18 protein-coding genes are annotated in these 18,230 nt (G+C 70.6%); 8 read left to right on the top strand and 10 right to left on the bottom strand.

The genetic code is table 11. The features are described from left to right. The first annotated feature begins 235 nt into the window (after positions 1 to 235). On the top strand, positions 236 to 1,468 hold the full coding sequence (locus ACTOQ2_RS16115) for a hypothetical protein (RefSeq protein ID WP_440100366.1): 1,233 nt from the start codon (positions 236 to 238) through the stop codon (positions 1,466 to 1,468). Positions 1,469 to 1,690: 222 nt separating this feature from the next. Here ACTOQ2_RS16115 and ACTOQ2_RS16110 read toward each other — a convergent pair whose 3' ends face one another. Continuing rightward, positions 1,691 to 2,197, bottom strand: coding sequence for a tetratricopeptide repeat protein (locus ACTOQ2_RS16110; protein ID WP_362690071.1), 507 nt, complete (start codon positions 2,195 to 2,197; stop codon positions 1,691 to 1,693). 202 nt (positions 2,198 to 2,399) lie between these two features. Between ACTOQ2_RS16110 and ACTOQ2_RS16105 the strand changes: the two genes are divergently transcribed. After that, positions 2,400 to 3,146, top strand: a complete 747-nt coding sequence (locus tag ACTOQ2_RS16105; protein ID WP_440100365.1) for a hypothetical protein — start codon at positions 2,400 to 2,402, stop codon at positions 3,144 to 3,146. Positions 3,147 to 3,314: 168 nt separating this feature from the next. On the opposite strand, the gene ACTOQ2_RS16100 is transcribed toward ACTOQ2_RS16105, so the two are convergent. The 3 genes from ACTOQ2_RS16100 to ACTOQ2_RS16090 form a co-directional block, all read right to left on the bottom strand. Continuing rightward, a complete protein-coding gene (locus tag ACTOQ2_RS16100) occupies positions 3,315 to 3,875 on the bottom strand; it encodes a TetR family transcriptional regulator (RefSeq protein WP_440100364.1) in 561 nt (186 codons plus the stop codon). Between the two features lie 118 nt (positions 3,876 to 3,993). Further along, a complete protein-coding gene (locus ACTOQ2_RS16095; RefSeq protein ID WP_440100363.1) occupies positions 3,994 to 5,760 on the bottom strand; it encodes an SDR family oxidoreductase in 1,767 nt (588 codons plus the stop codon). Between the two features lie 52 nt (positions 5,761 to 5,812). Beyond that, complete coding sequence (locus ACTOQ2_RS16090) at positions 5,813 to 6,916, bottom strand: CapA family protein (protein WP_440100362.1); 1,104 nt, start codon at positions 6,914 to 6,916, stop codon at positions 5,813 to 5,815. 226 nt (positions 6,917 to 7,142) lie between these two features. Between ACTOQ2_RS16090 and ACTOQ2_RS16085 the strand changes: the two genes are divergently transcribed. Continuing rightward, positions 7,143 to 8,597, top strand: coding sequence for a catalase (locus tag ACTOQ2_RS16085; protein WP_440100361.1), 1,455 nt, complete (start codon positions 7,143 to 7,145; stop codon positions 8,595 to 8,597). Between the two features lie 157 nt (positions 8,598 to 8,754). Here ACTOQ2_RS16085 and ACTOQ2_RS16080 read toward each other — a convergent pair whose 3' ends face one another. The 3 genes from ACTOQ2_RS16080 to ACTOQ2_RS16070 all read right to left on the bottom strand — a co-directional run bounded on the left by ACTOQ2_RS16080 (position 8,755) and on the right by ACTOQ2_RS16070 (position 10,318). After that, the gene (locus tag ACTOQ2_RS16080) at positions 8,755 to 8,961 is read right to left on the bottom strand and encodes a DUF397 domain-containing protein (protein WP_440100360.1); all 207 of its coding nucleotides are present in this window, start codon (positions 8,959 to 8,961) and stop codon (positions 8,755 to 8,757) included. Positions 8,962 to 9,204: 243 nt separating this feature from the next. Then, complete coding sequence (locus ACTOQ2_RS16075; RefSeq protein ID WP_440100359.1) at positions 9,205 to 9,384, bottom strand: DUF397 domain-containing protein; 180 nt, start codon at positions 9,382 to 9,384, stop codon at positions 9,205 to 9,207. A gap of 73 nt (positions 9,385 to 9,457) precedes the next feature. Continuing rightward, the gene (locus ACTOQ2_RS16070; protein WP_440100358.1) at positions 9,458 to 10,318 is read right to left on the bottom strand and encodes a helix-turn-helix domain-containing protein; all 861 of its coding nucleotides are present in this window, start codon (positions 10,316 to 10,318) and stop codon (positions 9,458 to 9,460) included. A 470-nt stretch (positions 10,319 to 10,788) separates the two neighbouring features. Here ACTOQ2_RS16070 and ACTOQ2_RS16065 point away from each other — a divergent pair, with 470 nt between their 5' ends. The 5 genes from ACTOQ2_RS16065 (at position 10,789) to ACTOQ2_RS16045 (ending at position 15,726) form a co-directional block, all read left to right on the top strand. Further along, on the top strand, positions 10,789 to 11,049 hold the full coding sequence (locus tag ACTOQ2_RS16065; protein ID WP_440067887.1) for a hypothetical protein: 261 nt from the start codon (positions 10,789 to 10,791) through the stop codon (positions 11,047 to 11,049). Then, on the top strand, positions 11,036 to 11,749 hold the full coding sequence (locus ACTOQ2_RS16060; protein WP_440100357.1) for a hypothetical protein: 714 nt from the start codon (positions 11,036 to 11,038) through the stop codon (positions 11,747 to 11,749). Before ACTOQ2_RS16065 ends, ACTOQ2_RS16060 begins: the two co-directional genes overlap by 14 nt. Positions 11,750 to 11,921: 172 nt before the next feature. Further along, on the top strand, positions 11,922 to 14,114 hold the full coding sequence (locus ACTOQ2_RS16055) for a molybdopterin-dependent oxidoreductase (protein ID WP_440100356.1): 2,193 nt from the start codon (positions 11,922 to 11,924) through the stop codon (positions 14,112 to 14,114). A gap of 101 nt (positions 14,115 to 14,215) precedes the next feature. Beyond that, positions 14,216 to 14,770: an HD domain-containing protein gene (locus tag ACTOQ2_RS16050; protein WP_440100478.1), complete on the top strand. Its 555-nt coding sequence runs from the start codon at positions 14,216 to 14,218 to the stop codon at positions 14,768 to 14,770. 41 nt (positions 14,771 to 14,811) lie between these two features. Then, positions 14,812 to 15,726 (top strand): Rieske 2Fe-2S domain-containing protein, encoded by a 915-nt coding sequence (locus ACTOQ2_RS16045; protein ID WP_440100355.1) that lies wholly within the window; start codon positions 14,812 to 14,814, stop codon positions 15,724 to 15,726. A 290-nt stretch (positions 15,727 to 16,016) separates the two neighbouring features. Here ACTOQ2_RS16045 and ACTOQ2_RS16040 read toward each other — a convergent pair whose 3' ends face one another. From ACTOQ2_RS16040 to ACTOQ2_RS16030, 3 genes are all read right to left on the bottom strand, one after another. Continuing rightward, complete coding sequence (locus ACTOQ2_RS16040; protein WP_030916880.1) at positions 16,017 to 16,244, bottom strand: hypothetical protein; 228 nt, start codon at positions 16,242 to 16,244, stop codon at positions 16,017 to 16,019. Between the two features lie 30 nt (positions 16,245 to 16,274). Continuing rightward, positions 16,275 to 17,030 carry a sulfite exporter TauE/SafE family protein gene (locus tag ACTOQ2_RS16035; RefSeq protein ID WP_440100354.1) on the bottom strand — a complete coding sequence of 252 codons (756 nt, stop codon included), beginning with the start codon at positions 17,028 to 17,030 and terminating at the stop codon, positions 16,275 to 16,277. A gap of 80 nt (positions 17,031 to 17,110) precedes the next feature. Continuing rightward, the gene (locus ACTOQ2_RS16030) at positions 17,111 to 18,220 is read right to left on the bottom strand and encodes an SPFH domain-containing protein (RefSeq protein ID WP_440100353.1); all 1,110 of its coding nucleotides are present in this window, start codon (positions 18,218 to 18,220) and stop codon (positions 17,111 to 17,113) included. Positions 18,221 to 18,230 lie beyond the last annotated feature (10 nt).

The raw sequence follows: 18,230 nt of genomic DNA, 5'->3' as shown, positions 1-18,230 counted from the left end.
CGACCCGCCCGCCCGCTGCCGGGCCCGGCAGCGGGCGGGTCCCGGTAAGGCCCGGTGACGGCCTGACGGCGGGCGGACGGAGCCCGGTAAGGCCCGGTAATGGCTTGACCACCATTGAGCTAAGCCCGCCCCTGGGCGAGACCCCCCTGTTACGTTCGGTTTTCGTCGGATTACCGAACGCAACAGGGGGATGCGCATGTCGAACTCATCACGGAACATCCGAGGGATCCTCGCGATGGCGGTGCTCACGGTCGGCGCCGGCCTGACGATGGTCTCTCCGGCGTCGGCGGAGGTCGCGCCCTGCCCGGAGCAGGGCACGGCGACCGTGCAGGGGGCTCCCGGACCGGTGGAGCCCGCGTGCGAGGAGACCGGCGCCGCCGGTACCGCCACGACGCCCGAGGGGGCACAGGCCGCGACCGGCACCATGGCACCGCCGGCCGCGACCGGCACCATGGCACCGCCGGCCGCGACCGGCACCATGGCACCGCCGGCCGCGACCGGCACCATGGCACCGCCGGCCGCGACCGGCACCATGGCACCGCCGGCCGCGACCGGCACCATGGCACCGCCGGCCGCGACCGGCACCATGGCACCGCCGGCCGCGAACACCGGCGAGATGCCGATGACCGCGGACACCACCGAGACGGCGGGCGACGCGCAGGCGCCGACCGCGGCGAGCGGCGCGCAGGCACCGGCCACGGCCGGCGGCGCGGAGACGCCGATGACGGAGACGCCGGCAACGGTGACCGACGCTCAGGCGCCGGTGGCCGTCGACGGTGCCGGGGCACCGGTGGCCGCGAACATCGGTGAGACGTCCGTGACCGCGGACCGGCTCGCCCGCGTCACCGGCCTGCCCCAGCTCTCCCAGCCCTCCGCCGTGGTCAGCTTCGCCGACGCCGGGGGCGTCGCCGCGGCCACCGGCTCCCACGCGCTGCCCTTCGGACAGTCGAGCCTTCCCGGCCACGAGTGGACGACCTCGTGGGTGAGCGTCATGGCCGAGGCGCCGGACCTGCCCGGCCTGCCGAGCGCGCCGAGCGCTCCCAGCGACGGCATCAGCTGGCTGCGGGCCCCGGCGCCCCCGGCACCGGGTGAGCTCGCCGAGGCGGCGGTCGCGCCGGCCGCGCCGGTCGAGGAGCCCGCGCCCCCGCTGCCCGTTCCCGCCCCGGCGGATGCCGCCACCGAGAACCTGCCGCCGGCCGACCTGCCCAACGTCGACCTGCCCGCGGCCGAGATGCCCGCGGCGGAGATGCCCGTCGAGGACATGCCCACCGCGAACCTGCCCACGCAGGAGTCGCCGGCCGCCGCACGCCCGGAGACCCCCGCACTGCCGGAGGCCCCCGCCGTCGGCGGCACCGCGGCGGAGAGCACCACGGACGCCACCGCGGCGGAGAGCGCCCCGAGCGCCGCCGCGGCGGTTCCCGTCCTTCCCGCACTGGAGGGGACGCTCCCCGACCTCGACGTGGAGTGAACCTCCGTACGGAGTGAACCTCGACGTGGAGTAAGTGGAGCAGGACGCGCAGGAAACGGTGGATCGGCCACCGGTCCGCGGACCGGCACAGATCCACCGTGAAACCATCGCAGGGGAGAGCCGTGCCTCACAGGGCACGGCCCTCCCCTTCCGCGTGTGCGGGCCTGCCCTTCCGCGTGTGCGGGCCTGCCCTTCCGCGTGTGCGGGCCGGCGAGGGCGCCGTCAGTGCGAGGCGTCCAGGAGGGCGTCGAGTTCGTCCTCGGGAAGCCCGAGGTCGACGCGGATCCGGTAGCGGGTCCTGAGCAGGGCGATGTGCTCGCCGCTGCCCTCCACCGCCCGGTGCGCCCCCTCGGTGGCCCACTCATGGGCCTCCCCCAGGTCGCCGTAGGCGACGAGGGTCTCGGCGACCGTGAGGGCGGTGGCCGCGGTGACGTCACCCGCGGCGCGGATCGCCGCGATCACCTCCCTCGCCTCGTCCGGCCGTTCGAGCTCGAAGAGGGTGTCGGCGATCCCGGCCCGGGGGTCGACGCTCACCTCACCGCCGTCGTCCACCGCCCGCTGGAAGCAGTCGAAGGCCCGGGCGGGCTGCCCGGCCTGCCGCCACTCCTCGGCGGCGAGCACGAGGATCGCCGCCCGTGATATGTCGCCGGACGCGTACGCCTCGACCAGGGCTTCGAGTCGCCGGGCCAGGTCTTCGTGATCGTCGGCCAGAAGTGCCTGCTCAAGCAATCGATCAAGTTGCTCACGTGTCACATGCGCCACATCGCGAGAGTACCGAGCGACGCTCGACCGCGTACGGCCAACGGCAGGTATTGGCCACCTTACCTTGGGCAAACGTACGGCTACGCTACGCGTTTTTCCCCAGCAAAACGGGCATATGAGCGACGAGTCCTGCTAGAGGAGCGTGTCACGGGGAGGAGCCGCGATGGGCATGTCCAAGCAGACATCGTTCACGTTGATGCTCCTCCTGGCCTTCTCGGTGGTCGTTCCCGGGTCCGCCGGATACCTGTCGGTCAAGATGGAGGCGATCGGGCAGGCCCACCGGGAGTTGCTCACCCTGGAGAACCGGATCCGTGCCGAGAGGCTCGCCGCCCGGATCAGGAAGATGGAACGAACCCCCCGGGACCGGCGTCTCCAGCCGATCATCTCGTCCGGCCGCGAGCCCTGTGACCCCTCCGCGAGGTCCCGCGACGAGCCGGGAACGCGGTCGTCCGGGCCCACGGCGGTCGTACCCGTGCCGGTGGCGGGCACGGAACGGTCACACGAGGGGCGACCGCGCGCGCGGAGACATGTCGAGAGACACCTCGTCCAGGGAGTCCAGGGACAGGACGCCCGGGAACGGGACGCGCGGGGACTGCGCGCCCGAGGACCGGACACGCGGCGGCCGGACACGGGTGGGCCGGGAGCGTGGTGGCAGGACGTGCGGGAGCCCCGGGCGCAGAGGCTGACGGCGCAGGGGCGCCCCGGGGCGGGGACGACCGGTGAGGCCGCCCCCGTGGAGCGGTGGTCCCAGCTCGAACGCAGGGGCAGGCCGCATCGGGAAGGGGAGGCGCGGGAGGAGCACGTGTTCACCGCGCCGGACGCGATCGGCGCCGAGAGCGCCCCGGAGGGCACCGGCGCGTCCCCCGGCGAGGACCTCCCGCCCGGACCTCCTCTGACCGGGACGCGGGCGAACTGACGGCCCGGACCCTCGCCCGGGTGCGCCGGCGACTCTCAGACCGAGACGCGGGCGAACCGGCGGCTCAGACCCCCGCGGACCCGCTCCGCCCGGGTGCGCCGGCGAACCTCAGACCGAGACGCGGGCGAACCGACGGCCCGGACCCTCGCCCGGGTGCGTCGGCGACTCTCAGACCGAGACGCGGGCGAACTGACGGTTCAGATAGCCGCGGATCAGGCGCTTGGCCTCGGCCACGATCTCCGGGGCGCCGTTCGGATCTCGCCGGAAGGCCAGCTTGAGCACGGCGTCCCCCGCCTCCACCGCGACGAGGACGGCCAGGTCGAACTCCTCGCTGTCGGCCAGCCCGTACTCCTGCAGGAGGAGGCCGCGCAGCCGCCCGGCGATCACCGTGTTGTTCTCGGACCCGGGGTCGAGCAGGTTGAGGTCGACGACGTCGCCGAAGTGCAGGGACCGGAAACCCGGCACGGTCCTGTGCATCTCGACGTACTCGTCGATGATCGCGTCGACCGCGTCCCACCAGCCCGCGTAGTCCTCTAGGAGGAAGCGCCGGCCGATCCGGGAGACGAACCCCTCCACGTGGCGCCGGGTCACCGCCTGGGTGAGGGCCCGTTTGTCGGGGAAGAACTGGTAGACCGAACCGATCGCGACCCCCGCGCGCTCGGCGATCCTCGTGGTGGAGAGCGCGTCGTAGCCGATCTCGTCCAGCAGGTCGGCACAGGCGTCGAGCATCCGCTCGACCCGTCGCGCGCTTCGTCGTTGAGTGGGTTGACGCCGTAATGGAGCCTCACCCGGCTCCTCGCAGGAGATGGTGGACACCACCCCATCTTGCCCCTCTGACAGACCGAGGTCAGTGCTTATTCGTCAATCGCGAGATTTCTCCATCCCCGGTGAGCCGGACGAGCCCGGCCAGGCGGCGGGTGAGCGCCGGGGAGATCCGCGAGAGCGCGTAGCCGATCCTGCCCTCCGCGTTCACCGCGACGACGGGCAGATCGCGGTGGACGGCGCGCAGGATGTGCGCGGCCACCCGCTCGGGTGGGTACCCGCGCGCGGCCAGCGCCCGCCCCGCCGGTTCGCCGGCGACCTCGGCGAGCTCGCCGACGTAGGTGGCGTTCCGCGCGATCGCGGTGGAGACGAACCCGGGGCAGATCGTGGAGACCCCGATCCCCTGCCCGGCGAGCTCGGCGCGCAGGCAGTCGCCGAGCATCTTCACGGCCGCCTTCGACGTCGAGTACGCGGGCAGCAGCCTGCTGGGGAGGAAGGCGGCGAGCGAGGCCACGTTCACGATGTGACCGCCCTGGCCGCGTTCGGCCATCTGGGCGGCGAACAGGCGGCAGCCGTGGATGACACCCCACAGGTTCACGTCCAGGGTCCGCCGCCAGTCGTCGACCGAGTGGTCAAGGAACGGGCCCGCCACCGCGATCCCCGCGTTGTTGACCACGATGTCGGGCACGCCGTACCGGTCCCTGACCAGCCGGGCGAACTCCTCCATCCCCGCGGCGTCCGCGACGTCCACCCGGTGGGCGTGCGCCGCGACCCCGCTCCCGGCGGTGCCCTCTGCGGCGCGGCGCGCGGCGGCGAGGTCGATGCCCTCGGCGGTGCTGCGCGCGGCGGCGAGGTCGATGTCCGCGCAGATCACCTCGGCGCCGTGCGCGGCGAAGGCGCGGGCGGTGGCCCGCCCGATCCCGCCGCCCGCGCCGGTGACCACCACCAGCCGGCCGTCGTAGGGCCCGCGCTCGCCGGGCCGGTCCCTGCGCAGTTCCCTGGAGGGCGGCGCCCCCTCGACGTGCTCGGCGAACTCGGCGATCATGCGGGCGAGCACCTCGGGACGGCTGCGCTGCACCCAGTGGCCGGCGGGGACGCGGCGGTGCCACAGCCTGGGCGTCCAGCGGTGCGCCGAGGCGAGCAGCGCGGAGGAGACGAACGGATCCCGCGTGGCCTCGACGAGCTGGACGGGCATCCGCGGCGCGGGCGCGGCGGGTGACGCGCCGCGGCCGGTCAGCATGTTGGCCCGGTAGAGGCCGAGACCGTTCAGGCCGTCCCTGACGAGCGTCTCCGCCGGGTGCCCCGGGCGTCCCGGCGCCCGCACCGACCGGCTCACCACGCGCGGCAGCACGGCGCGCAGCACGAGCTCGGGGACGACCGGGACCTGGAAGGCGCCGATGTACCAGGACCGCAGGAGTTGCCCGGCGACCTCGCGCGGCCTGCCGTGCCGTACGAAGCGCGCGGCCTGGTCCAGGTGCGGGCCGCCGACGGAGGTGAAGGAGAGGATCCGCCGCTCGATGTCCGGCCTGCCGATCAGCTGCCAGCCCTGGATCGACCCCCAGTCGTGCCCCACGAGGTGCACCCCCGGCTTGCCCACCGCGTCGAGGACCGCGGTCAGGTCGGCGGCCAGGTGGTCGTAGCCGTAGCCCTCGGTGGTGCGCGGGGCGCCGGAGAGCCCGGCGCCGCGGACGTCGTAGCGGACCACGTGGAAGCGGTCCTCCAGCAGCGTGGCCACCTCGTCCCAGACCCGGTGGGTGTCGGGGTAGCCGTGCACGAGCAGGATGGTCGGGGCCGCGGGGTCCCCCTGTTCGAACAATGCCAGCCGGACGTCGCCGGACTCCACCCACCGCATCGCGGCCTCCTGTCGCACGAGGTGTCCGGAACGTTTCCCGCGCCCCTCCGAGCTAGCCGGACTGGCCGGGCCTGGCGGCCAGACCGGTGCAGCCGCGCAGCGCCTTCCAGCCCGCGACGGCCTGCTGCCGCCCGGTCCCGGTGAGCGGGACCGGAACCCCGCCCTGGATGGTGGCCGGGGTCCACTGGTCCTTGAGCACCTTGCGTCCGTTGATCGTCAGGGTGAGCACGCCGGTCCTGCCGGTGTCCGGACCCCAGTTGTAGAAGACGAAGTTGCCCAGGCCGTAGCTGACGTAACTGTTCTTCAGGTATCCGGCGCCGAGCAGGATGTGCGCGTGACCGCCGACGACGACGTCCGCCCCGGCCGCGACCAGCTTGGGCGCCAGGCCGCGCTGCGCCTCGTTGGGGCACTTCTGCAGCTCGGTGCCCCAGTGCAGGTGGACGATCACGGTGTCGGAGTTCTTGCGCGCCCTGCGCACCTCCTGGATCAGCCGCGCCTCGTCCTTGGCCGAGGCGAGACCGCCCTGGTCACCGGAGGCCGTCCACGCCTGGATGAACTCCGCGTCCAGCACCTGGGTCGCGCCGATGATGGCGACGCGGTTGCCGTTCACGGTCGTCCGCCACGGCTTGTACGCCTCTGCCTCGTTCCTGCCCACGCCCACGACGGGGAACCTGGACCGTTTGATGGCGGCGAGGGAGTCCTTCAGCCCGCTCTGCATGTAGTCCATGCCGTGGTTGTTCGCCAGCGAGGCGACGTCCACCCCGGACGCCTTCAGCGCGGTGAGCGCCGCCGCCGGGGCGCGGAAGGTGTACTGCTTGCCGGGGGCGGGGGTGCCGCCGGTGGTGATCGCGGTCTCGAGGTTCACCATCGCCAGGTCGGAGCGCTTGAGCACCTTGGCGATCGGGCCGAGCGCGGTCTTCGGATCGGCGTTCAGCCGGGTCCGCAACACGCCCTCGAAGTGCACGTCCCCGCCGAAGGAGATGGTGTACGGCCTGCGCTCGGGCGTGGGGGCCTCGGCCGGTTCGGTGGGCTTCTCCACGACGTCGGGGGACGATTCGGGGGCGGCCGACTCGGCCGCGGAGCAGGCCGCGAGGAGCACGGCGGAGGCGGTGATCGCGGCGGCCAGGGCGAGGCGTCGAGCTGTGTACGTGTCCATCGGTATCCGAGGATGCCATCTCATCCACCGCCTGTGTCACAACTCGCCCTACGAGATTCGTTTCCCCAAAACTGGATCAAGTCGTAAACTTGAATGATTCTGGTTTAGGCCATACGGTGTGGTCACGGAGGACGAGGACCGGCTCCGGCAGGCGAGCCTGCGGGTGACCGCCGCCCGGCCGGCGTTCCGAAGACACTCGATGAAGAGAACCCCCGGAGGACCCTCTATGAGCGCCAGGCCTATCACCACCACCGACGCGGGAATCCCCGCGCCGAGCGACGAGCACTCCCAGTCGGTGGGCCCGAACGGGCCCCTGCTGTTGCAGGACCACTACCTGATCCAGAAGATGGCCCACTTCAACCGGGAGCGCGTCCCGGAGCGGGTGGTCCACGCCAAGGGCGGCGGCGCGCACGGCGTCCTCCAGATCACCGAGGACGTCAGCCAGTTCACCAAGGCGGGCCTGTTCGCCAAGGGCAAGGAGACCCCGCTCTTCATCCGCTTCTCCTCGGTCGCCGGTGAGCTCGGCAGCCCCGACACCCAGCGCGACCCGCGCGGCTTCGCGCTGAAGTTCTACACCGAGGAGGGCAACTACGACCTCGTCGGCAACAACACGCCGATCTTCTTCATCCGCGACCCCCAGAAGTTCTCCGACTTCATCCACAGCCAGAAGCGCCGCGCCGACACCAACCTGCGCGACCACAACATGCAGTGGGACTTCTGGACGCTCTCGCCGGAGAGCGCCCACCAGGTAACGTTCCTGATGACCGACCGCGGCACGCCCGCGTCCTGGCGCCACATGCACGGCTTCGGCTCGCACACCTTCCTGTGGTACAACGCCGCCGGCGAGAAGTTCTGGGTCAAGTACCACTTCAAGACCGACCAGGGCGTCAAGAACTTCACCGACGCCGAGGCCGGAGCGGTCATCGCGCAGGACGCCGACTTCCACATCCGCGACCTGCACACCGCGATCGCGAACGGCGACCACCCGTCCTGGACGGTGAACGTCCAGGTCATGCCGTTCGAGGCCGCCGCCGACTACCGGTTCAACCCGTTCGACCTGACCAAGGTGTGGCCGCACTCCGACTACCCCGAGATCACGATCGGCAGGTTCGTGCTGAACCGCAACCCGGCGAACTACTTCGCCGAGGTCGAGCAGTCGAGCTTCGAGCCGTCCAACCTGGTGCCGGGCATCGGCCCGTCCCCGGACAAGATGCTCCAGGGCCGCCTGTTCTCCTACCCGGACGCCCACCGCTACCGCATCGGCGTCAACTACCAGCAGCTGCCGATCAACGCGCCGAAGGCTCCCGTCCACAGCTACAACAAGGACGGCCAGATGCGCTTCGGCAACACGGGCGACCCGGTCTACGCCCCCAACAGCGTCGGCGGCCCCGCGGCCGACCCCGCGCGGTACGAGGGCGAGCACTACCAGGTGACCGGTGAGATCATCCGCTCCGCCTACACCCTGCACCGCGAGGACGACGACTTCGTCCAGCCCCGCGCCCTGTGGGAGAACGTGCTGTCCGACACCGACCGCTCCCACCTGGTGAGCAACGTCGTCGGCCACGCCTCCGCCCCGGAGGTCACCCCCGAGATGAAGAAGCGCGTCGTCGAGTACTGGACGAACGTCCACAAGGACCTCGGCCAGAGCGTCGCCCAGGGCCTCGGCGTCGCCGCCTGGTAGTCACGGGTCTCTCCTCGTACACGGCTCGCGCCTTTCGAAGGTGCGGGCCGTACGGCTGTCCTACGGCTTTCGGCAGCCGTCCTCGACTGCCCCCGGATACACGAAAGGGGGCTGTCCCGCCGTTGGGCAAGCCCCCGGTCCTGAGAAGGACGGCCGCTCAGAGATCGAAGTCTCCGCCCTTCACCGCCGTGACGAACGCGCTCCACCCGGGCCCACCGAAGACCAGCACCCGTCCGCCCCTGTCCTTGCTGTCCCTGACCGCGAACCTCTGGCCGGACAGGCGAGCCACCTCGACGCAGTTGCCGCTCGCGGCACTGAACCCACTCTTTCGCCAGATCGCTCCATATAGGTCAATATCGGACATACCCCACCTCCTCTCCCACTGGGGACCATAAGGCACCTCAAGAATGAAGGCGTGATGAAGAACTTGCAAGGTATTGGACATGTCCAGACAGGACATCGTGTCCGGCACGCTTCCCTGGTGTGCGATGATTTTCCCCTGCTCTACCGGCGGGCGGTCAATCCATCCGGGAAGCAGAGAGAAGAAACGCGGTAATCGCAGCGGAGCGGCTCTTGTTCTCCCAGATGAGCACTGGAGCCGCTTCTGCTATATGTCGAACTCTCCGTCCTTCACTCCCCCGACAAATGCTTTCCATTCATCGGGAGTGAAGACCAGTACGGGGCCGGATCCGTTCTTGCTGTCTCGAACCCCTACGCCGCCTCCGTCCAGCGTCGCCACTTCGACACAATTGCCGTTCGGAGAACTGCGCGCGCTTTTCTTCCACATCGCACTATTATAATTAGTCGCGTTCATTTTCTTTCCGTAAATGATGGTAAACCAACCGGTTGCCAGCCGGTCGCTACCTGCTCCAATGCTCGCTTACCTGCTTGATCAATTCCTGCGAGTCGGCCTCCCGAAGGGCCCGTTCCATCAAGTGCTCAAAGGCACGCTCATATCCGTACACTTTTTCCACATCATCCACGTATTGTCCACCGAAAAGCGATTCAAGGTAGACAATGTCCGGAAAGTCGGAAAAAGTGAGATGTACGAACGGCCCTGTGGACACAGGTGGCGGAACATCTTGGGAAAGAATTCTCATGTCTACGTGTTCCAGCTCCGAAACCTTGATCAGGTGCCGCAACTGATCCCGCATGACACGAGCGTCACCGTATTGACTTTTCAACACGGATTCGTTGAACACCGCCAGCAGGGTCAGTGGTCTGGAGTCGTACAGCAAGGTACGCTGACGCGCCATCCGCACCTCGACCCGATCCTGGAACCAACTCGACGGCACCTGGCTCGCATGCTGCCCCTCCGAGATGACCGCACGAGCGTATTCCTCTGTCTGGAGAAGCCCGGGCACGATCTGGGGTTCCCAGTTACGCATCTCGGTGGCCTCTGCCTCCATCCCGATGAGCGTGATGTAGTCGTCGGGAACAGAGTTTCGGTATCTCTCCCACCAGCCCTTCCGGGAGGCGTCGCGCCGCAGCGCGACCAGAGCCTCCCGGAGTTGCTCGTCGACGCCGTAAAGCTCGGCGAGCGCCTCGACGTCCGCCTCCTTGGCCAGCGTCTTGGCGGTCTCTATCCGGCTGACCTTGGCGGTCGACCACCCCAGGCGGTTGGACACCTCGTCGCCTGTCATGTTCAGGTCTTCGCGGAGCCGGCGCAGCTCCATGCCCAGCCAACGCTGACGAAGCGCTGGGCTGCCACGTTCTGGCATCACAACCTCCTCATCATGACGGGCGGGCGGCTGTCACGGCTTCACAGGAACCTGGACGAATGATAGTGCAAATTACACGGATGGTTGCAGTGCATCTGTGGAAGTTTATTGCTTTTTTCCTTACGGCAAGTCTTGCAGCCAAATCTGTGCTGAGCGACTATCAGAACAGGAAGCTTCTCGAAAGATCGGGGGAGCCACCGGTGATCATCCGGTGGAGCGTCTTCGAGGACCTTCGTGAGCCGCGTGGCGCGGGACAGACACGTGGTTGTTCGGCAACGGCGCCGTCTTCGACGAAACGAAGTTGACGCGGGGAGGTCGGCAGGGGGAGCACGGAAATCGAAGGCCGGCGACGGCCCAGAGTCGCACGCACCAAAGAGGGTGCCCTGATCGGGCACAAAAAACACCGGGCCGGCGGCCACCGACCCGGTTGGCACAAGAACTCCGCGTCAAAGCCACGAAGGGAGTCTCCTATGTCCTTCCACCGTACCAACAGAACCCACGGAATCAAGACCTTCATCCTTGATGTGATCTATGTGACCGACCGAGAGCTCTACATGGATCAGGATGAATGGGCCTACCGGCTCGGCTGGACCGTGACCAGGACCGGTTTCGGGTCCAGGCACTACCGCGAGCCCCGGTTCGACCTTCTCAAGGCCGAGCGGACCGCCGCTCCCGCACTCGCCCTGGCGCCCGTCCGCGACGAGGGGGTGGGCGGTGATGTCGCGGCGTGACCTCCGCCACGACCGCTACGGCGGCTACGGCGGTTGCGGCGGCCGGCCTCCCGGCAGGGCGGGCCTCCTCGTCCGGCTGTGGCGCTGGCGGACGGAGATCATCCTGCTCACCGGCGCCCTGTCCCTCCTGGTCACCGTGGTCCTCTCGCTCTGGGAAGGCGACTGGTGGCCGTTTCTCGTTCTGGCGGGCACCGCCGGTGCCCTCGTCGGCTCCGGCTTCTGGAGGAGCTGGGTGACGGCACACGCGTGGTGCCTGGTCTCCCGGCACCGCATCCAGCGGGCGTGCGCGGAGACCGGGATACACACCCGCTCGGGCCGGCTGCCGCTGGTCCTGTGGATCACCCCCTCCGCCGCGGGGGAGAAGGCGCTCGTCCTCGCCAGGGCCGGAACCCGCGCCGAGGACTTCGACGCCTTCTCCGCCGAGATCGCGGCGGCGTGCTACGCCCGCGACGCCGTGGTCTGCCGGCACGGCAGGTGGGCGAACCTGCTGACCGTCGAGATCGTCCGCGGGGACGGGGCCGCCGGTCCCCCGGTGGGTCTCGACCGGTTCTACGGGCGGGCGAACTGGGTGAACCTGCGGGCCGGCCGGTCCGCGCGGGAGGAGCCCGACCCGAGCCCGGCGGGGAAGCCCGCCACCCCGCTCCTCCTGCCCGGCGAGCCGCCCGGCGAGCTTCCCGACCGGCGTCGACAGGCCGCGTGAATCCAGAGGATCGCACAACGGGAAGCCCCGGAGTCTCAGCACTCCGGGGCTTCCCCATGGTCCGGAATCGACGTTCCAGGGCTTCCCCGCGGCCCGGAGTTCGCGCTCCGGGGCTTCCCCGCGGCCCGGACGGCGGCCATGATGAGTTCACTCGCCGAACTCAGGAGTGCCGATGAGAACAGCGCACCGGACCTGCCCCCTCTGCGAGGCCGTCTGCGGTCTCCGGCTCACCCTCGACGACGCCGGGCACGTCACCTCGGTCAAGGGCGACCGGGACGACCCCTTCTCCAAGGGGTTCATCTGCCCCAAGGGCGCGACCCTGGGCCACCTCGACGAGGACCCGGACCGGCTGGGCGTCCCGATGATCCGGACGGGCGAGGAGTGGCGCGAGGCGTCCTGGGACGAGGCGTTCCGCACGGTCGCGAAGGGGCTCGCGGGCGTGATCGACGCTCACGGCCGCCAGTCGCTCGCCGTCTACCTCGGCAATCCGAACGCCCACTCCATGGCCGGCGCCCTGTACGGCGGGGCCCTGATCCGCGCCCTCGGCACCCGCAACGTCTTCTCCGCGAGCACCGCCGACCAGATGCCCAAGCACGTCTCCTGCGGCCTGATGCTCGGCGACCCGCTGGCCATCGCGGTGCCCGACCTGGACCGCACCGACTACCTGCTGATGCTCGGCGCCAACCCGCTGGAGTCCAACGGCTCGCTCTGCACCGCCCCCGACTTCCCCGGCCGCCTCAAGGCGCTGCGCGGGCGCGGCGGCAGGCTCGTGGTCGTCGACCCGCGCCGCACCCGCACCGCCGCCCTCGCCGACGAGCACCTTTTCGTACGCCCCGGCACGGACGCCTACCTGCTGTTCGGCATCGTCCACACCCTTCTCGCCGAGAATCTCACCTCGATCGGCGCCGACATCGACGCCGACATCGACGGTGTCGGGGTCAACGGGCTGGACGAGGTCAGACGGCTGGCGGAGGACTTCGCCCCCGAGGTGGTCGCCCCGATGTGCGGGGTGCCCGCCGGGGAGATCGCACGGCTGGCGCGCGAGCTGGCCGCGGCCCCGACGGCCGCCGTCTACGCCCGCATCGGCACCTGCACCGCGGAGTTCGGCACCGTCGCGCAGTGGCTGGTCGACGTCGTCAACGTCCTGACCGGCAACTTCGACCGTCCCGGCGGGGTCATGTTCGCCAAACCCGCCGTGGAGAACGGCCGCCGGAGAAAGCCGTACACCACGGGACGCTGGCACAGCCGCGTCCGGGGGCTGCCGGAGGCGAACGGCGAGATCCCGGTGGCCACCCTCGCCGACGAGATCGAGACGCCGGGCGAGGGACAGGTCAGGGGACTGGTCACGGTGGCCGGCAACCCGGTGCTGTCGGCACCGGGCGGGCCCCGGCTGGACCGGGCCTTCCGCGACCTGGAGTTCATGGTCTGCGTGGACCCGTACCTGAACGAGACGACCCGGCACGCGAACGTCATCCTGCCGCCGCCGCGTGTGATGCAGTCGCCGCACTACGACCTGTCGCTGCTGGCCTTCGCGGTCCGCAACTACGCGAGATTCTCCCCGCCCGTCCTGCCGCTGGAGCCGGGACGCCCCTCGGAGGCCGAGATCATGGCGCGGCTGGCGATGATCGCCTCGGGACAGGGCGCGGACGCCGATCCGGCCGCGCTCGACGAGCTGATCCTCGACCAGATGCTCCGCAGGGCCGTCGAGACGTCCGGCTCCCCGGTGGAGGGCGCGGACCCGGCCGAGCTGCGCGCCTCCCTGGACGGCGGCAGCGGAGCCGAGCGGCGGCTGGACGCCATGCTCAGGCTCGGCCCGTACGGGCTCTCCCTGGCCACCCTGCTGGCGAACCCGCACGGCATCGACCTGGGCCCGCTGGAGCCTCGGCTGGCGGAGATCGTCCGCACGGCCTCGGGGCGGGTGGAGCTGGCCCCGCCGCAACTGGTCGAGGACGCCGCGCGGCTGCGCGGGCGGCTCGCCGTCCCGCCCGCGGAGATCGTGCTGATCGGGCGGCGCCACCTGCGTTCCAACAACAGCTGGCTGCACAACGTGGAACCGCTGGTCGGCGGGACCAACCGGTGCACCCTGCAGATCAACCCGGACGACGTGAGCAGGCTCGGGCTGGGCGAGCACGCCGTGGTGCGCTCGGCCGCGGGCGAGCTGGTCGTGCCGCTGGAGCCGACCGACACGATCATGCCGGGGGTGGTGAGCCTGCCCCACGGGTGGGGGCACTCGGGCACCTCGCAACCGGTGGCCGCCAAGCACGCGGGGGTGAACGCGAACACGCTGACAGACGATTCCGTCGTGGACGCGCCCTCGGGAAACGCCGTGTTCAACGGGGTTCCCGTCACCCTCGGCCGGGCGTGATCCCATGATCGCTCGGAAAAGCGGGATCGACGCGCATTAGGCTTGCGCGCGTGACCACCCCTCCAGCACCGGACCGTCTGCACGCTCAGCTCACCTTCGCCATGGAGATCGACAAGCTCAGACGCATCGTCCGCCGCAACACCCTCATGGACGGGTCGCGGCGGGAGAACGACGCCGAGCACTCCTGGTACGTGGGCATGCTGGCGATGGTCTTGGCCGAGCATGCACCACCGGGCACCAACCTCGACAGGGTCGTCGCGATGCTGCTCGTCCACGACATCGTCGAGATCGACGCGGGCGACACGTTCATCTACGACGACTCGGCCGTCGAGGCCCAGCCAGCCGTCGAGCGCAAGGCCGCCGACCGGATCTTCGGGCTGCTCCCCTGCGACCAGGCCGCACGGTTGCGCGAGCTCTGGGACGAGTTCGAGGAACGCAGGACACCGGAGGCCAGGTTCGCCAAGGCCCTCGACCGGATCGCGCCCATCATGGCGAACCACCACAACGAGGGCGGCACCTGGTCGCTGTACAAGGTGACGGCCGAGCAGGTGCTGGAAAAGGTGAAAATCATCGAGGAGGGGTCGGCGACACTGGGCGCCTACGCCACCGAGATCATCGCCCTCTCCGTCAGCCGAGGACATTTGGCGCGTGCATAACGCCGTTCTCGGGTAGGTCCCTATGGGTTGAGAAGGGGGCGATGGTGAAGGAAACCGTCAAAACAGGGCGCCGGACCTTCAGACGTCTGGTGCCCGGGGTCGAGCTCACCGATCGTATCGAGCGCTCGCCCAGGGCCGACAGGCCGATCCGCATACTCGCCAAGGCCGTACGTCAGCGGATCGGTCCCGGGCCGCTACGCGACCTGCTGCACGGGGTGCCGACCGGCAAACCACTCCATCCGCCGCTCGCCAACCTCAGCCTGGGGCTCTGGGCGGCGACGGCGGTGCTGGACGTGACCCGCTACGACCCGCGAGCGTCGCGGGTGCTGGTCGCCGGAGGGCTCGCCACCGCGATGCCCGCGGTGGCGGCGGGCGTCACCGACTGGTCCGCGCTCCACCGCGAGCAGCAGCGGGTGGGGTTCGTGCACGCGATCGCCAACCTGACCGCCCTCGGGCTCTACGCCGGTTCGCTGGTGTTCCGGCTGGCCGGGCGTGACCGGACCGGGCGGATCCTGTCGTTCGCCGGGCTGGGCGCCGCGAGCGTGGGCGGCTACCTCGGCGGCCACCTGGCCTACCGGCAGGCGGCCGGGGCCAACCACGCCGAGTCCGTCGCCCATCTGGTCCCGCTGGGCTGGCACGACCTGTGCGAGATCGGCGACCTGCCCGACGGGCGCCCGGTGACGCGGCGTCTCGGCTACATCGACCTGTTCGTGCTGCGCGTCGGCGCCGTTGTCACGGTGCTCGCCGACCAGTGTGCCCATCTGGCGGGCCCGCTCCACCAGGGGCGCCTGATCTCGGAGGAGGGGACCGCCTGCGTGGTCTGCCCGTGGCACGGGAGCACCTTCAGGCTCTCCGACGGGGCCGTCGTGCACGGCCCGGCCACCGCTCCCCAGCCGTCCTTCGAGACCCGGGTCCGCCGCGACGGCGTGCTCCAGGTCCGTCCCGCCCAGATGTGACCGGATCCCGCGGGGATCTCCGGTGCGGGGTGAGCCGCGTCCGTCCGGCGACCCGGGCGCGACGCGGACCCTGCGCCCAGGCCTGACGGGCGTGCCCCGTCCGAGCGCGAAGCGGACTCCGCGCCCAGGCCTGACGAGTGTGTCCCGTCCGGGCGCGACGCGGACCCTGCGCCCAGGCCTGACGGGCGTGCCCCGTCCGGGCGCGACGCGGACCCCGCCCCTGCGCCCCGCCCAGGCGTGACGGGTGTCCCACCCGGGCGTGACGAGAACCGGCCCGCCGCCGGCCCGGCCTATGCCGACTTGCCGTCGGCGGGGTGTTCGACCAGGGCGAGAATACGGCTGGACATGAAGCGGGCGGTGCGCACGGCCGTTCCGCTCCGGGTGACCTCGCTCACCTCGACGACGCCGCCTCGGGCGTTGGCCACCTCAACCCGGCGCCCCGCTCTGGTGGCGCTGACCTCGTAGGTACGGGAACTGTCTCCTGCGTCGATGACAACCTCGACTTTGTCACCTTTCATACCTATATAGGTACCCGGTAGGGGGCAGGTTCACCCGTACACCAGTTTGACTATCGCCACTGCCCCGATGCAGACGATGAACCAGCGCAGCACCGGGGCGGGCAGCCTCCTGCCGACCTTCGCACCGAGGAAACCACCGATCGCGGCGCCCAGCGCCACCATCAGGACCGCCAGCCAGTCGACCTCCGCGATGGCGACGAACAGCAGCGCGGCGGCCGCGTTGACCAGCAGCGCGAGCACGTTCTTGGCCGCGTTGATCCGCTGCAGGCCGTCGTCGAGGAAAGTGCCCATCAGCCCGATGAGCAGCACGCCCTGGGCAGCGCCGAAGTAGCCGCCGTAGACGCCGCTCGCGAGGATGCCGCCCCAGAGCCAGGGGCCGCCGTGCGGGCGGGCGTGCTCCCGCCGGGCGCTCAGCCATCTGTTGAGCCTCGGCTGGATCACCACCAGCACGCACGCCATGCCGATCAGGATGGGCACGACGATGTCGAACGTCTTCGCGGGGAGGTAGAGCAGGAGCACCCCGCCGGCCACCGCGCCGGCCACCGCGGGGATCGCCAGCCTGACCAGCCGCCGGCGCTGCCCCCTCAGCTCCACTCGGTAGCCGAGGGCGCCGGTCAGCGACCCGGGGACCAGGCCGACGGTGTTGGAGACGTTGGCGACGACCGGCGGCATGCCCAGCGCGACCATCGTCGGGAACGTGATCAGAGACCCGGAACCGACGACGGCGTTGATGCCCCCGGCCCCGATGCCGGCCACGAAGATCGCGACCGCCTCCCACGGTGTCATGCACTTCCCCTCACTGGTAAGGCTCGCGCCCATGTACAGGTGCACGGCACTCACCGGATGGTAAGAGGAGATCGACGACATCAAGTGGCGGGGGTGTCCTCAACAGGCGTGTCCCTCATCGGAAATCCCTCCCTGACCGGGGATTTCTCCGTATCCGGAAACCTGTCCACGTTGTGGGATCCGCCCTTCACCGGAGACCTGCCCGCGTCCGGGGACCCGCCCTTCACCGGGGACCTGTCCCTGTCCGAGAGCTCCTCCTTCATCGGAGACCTCTCCGTGTCCGGGGACTCGTCCTCCGCCGGGAGAAGGTCCGCCAGGCTTTCGAGGACCCGTCTCAGGTCGGGCGAGACGGTCCACGGCTTGCCGGGGTCCCCCCTGGCGATCTCGCGGAGTGCCCGCAGGTACGCGTGGACGAGGGGCTCCGAGCCGGGACCGCCCTCGTGGACGGCGCGTAGGAGCACGCCGATCGCGTCGGCCTCCCCCCGGGCCCGCGTCGCGCTCGCCTCGGCGTCGGCCCGCGCTTTGAGCACCGTGGCCTCCGCCTCGCCGCGCGCCCTCAGTATGGCGGCCTGCCGCCAGCCCTCGGCGGCGAGGACGGCCGCCTGTTTCTGCCCCTCGGCCGCGAGCACCGCGGCCCGCCTGTCGCGGTCGGCGCGGGCCTGCCTCTCCATGGACTCCTGGACGGAGACGGGCGGGTCGATCGCCGTGAGCTCGACCCGGCCGACGCGGAGGCCCCACGCGCCCGTGACGGCGTCGAGCGCCTCGCGCAGCTCGGCTCCGATCTCCTCGCGGGAGGCCAGCGCGCGGTCCACGCTCATCCCGCCGACCACGTCGCGCAGGGTGGTCACGGTGAGCTGCTCGACGGCGGTCAGGAAGTTGGCGATCTCGTAGGTCGCCGCGCGGGCGTCGACCACCTGGAAGGAGACGGCCGTGTCGACGGAGACGACGAGGTTGTCGGAGGTGACGACCGCCTGCGGCGGGAAGGCGACGACCTGCTCGCGAAGGTCGACCGTGTCCTTGATCCGGTCGATGAACGGCACCACGAGGTTCAGCCCGGGAGCGAGCGTCCTGTGGTAGCGCCCGAACCGCTCCACGACGCCCGCCGTGGCCTGCGGCACGACGCGAACCGTCCGATAGGCGGCGAACGCCGCCACGGCCACGACGACGAGTGCGGCGACAAGCGATTCCATGAGCCATCCC

Origin of the sequence: Streptosporangium sp. H16, assembly GCF_051918855.1 — a bacterium.
Taxonomy (GTDB): domain Bacteria; phylum Actinomycetota; class Actinomycetes; order Streptosporangiales; family Streptosporangiaceae; genus Streptosporangium.
The sequence above is the reverse complement of the archived record's forward strand: the minus strand, read 5'-3'. Positions and strand labels throughout refer to the sequence as shown.

Excerpts from the sequence above, each read along its gene's own strand:
- ACTOQ2_RS16115 (WP_440100366.1), top strand. The coding sequence starts at position 236 with ATGGCGGTGCTCACGGTCGGCGCCGGCCTGACGATGGTCTCTCCGGCG.
- ACTOQ2_RS16105 (WP_440100365.1), top strand. The coding sequence starts at position 2,400 with ATGTCCAAGCAGACATCGTTCACGTTGATGCTCCTCCTGGCCTTCTCG.
- ACTOQ2_RS16100 (WP_440100364.1), bottom strand. The coding sequence starts at position 3,875 with ATGCTCGACGCCTGTGCCGACCTGCTGGACGAGATCGGCTACGACGCG.
- ACTOQ2_RS16095 (WP_440100363.1), bottom strand. The coding sequence starts at position 5,760 with ATGCGGTGGGTGGAGTCCGGCGACGTCCGGCTGGCATTGTTCGAACAG.
- ACTOQ2_RS16090 (WP_440100362.1), bottom strand. The coding sequence starts at position 6,916 with ATGGACACGTACACAGCTCGACGCCTCGCCCTGGCCGCCGCGATCACC.
- ACTOQ2_RS16085 (WP_440100361.1), top strand. The coding sequence starts at position 7,143 with ATGAGCGCCAGGCCTATCACCACCACCGACGCGGGAATCCCCGCGCCG.
- ACTOQ2_RS16080 (WP_440100360.1), bottom strand. The coding sequence starts at position 8,961 with ATGTCCGATATTGACCTATATGGAGCGATCTGGCGAAAGAGTGGGTTC.
- ACTOQ2_RS16075 (WP_440100359.1), bottom strand. The coding sequence starts at position 9,384 with ATGTGGAAGAAAAGCGCGCGCAGTTCTCCGAACGGCAATTGTGTCGAA.
- ACTOQ2_RS16070 (WP_440100358.1), bottom strand. The coding sequence starts at position 10,318 with ATGCCAGAACGTGGCAGCCCAGCGCTTCGTCAGCGTTGGCTGGGCATG.
- ACTOQ2_RS16065 (WP_440067887.1), top strand. The coding sequence starts at position 10,789 with ATGTCCTTCCACCGTACCAACAGAACCCACGGAATCAAGACCTTCATC.
- ACTOQ2_RS16060 (WP_440100357.1), top strand. The coding sequence starts at position 11,036 with ATGTCGCGGCGTGACCTCCGCCACGACCGCTACGGCGGCTACGGCGGT.
- ACTOQ2_RS16055 (WP_440100356.1), top strand. The coding sequence starts at position 11,922 with ATGAGAACAGCGCACCGGACCTGCCCCCTCTGCGAGGCCGTCTGCGGT.
- ACTOQ2_RS16050 (WP_440100478.1), top strand. The coding sequence starts at position 14,216 with ATGGAGATCGACAAGCTCAGACGCATCGTCCGCCGCAACACCCTCATG.
- ACTOQ2_RS16045 (WP_440100355.1), top strand. The coding sequence starts at position 14,812 with ATGGTGAAGGAAACCGTCAAAACAGGGCGCCGGACCTTCAGACGTCTG.
- ACTOQ2_RS16040 (WP_030916880.1), bottom strand. The coding sequence starts at position 16,244 with ATGAAAGGTGACAAAGTCGAGGTTGTCATCGACGCAGGAGACAGTTCC.
- ACTOQ2_RS16035 (WP_440100354.1), bottom strand. The coding sequence starts at position 17,030 with ATGACACCGTGGGAGGCGGTCGCGATCTTCGTGGCCGGCATCGGGGCC.
- ACTOQ2_RS16030 (WP_440100353.1), bottom strand. The coding sequence starts at position 18,220 with ATGGAATCGCTTGTCGCCGCACTCGTCGTCGTGGCCGTGGCGGCGTTC.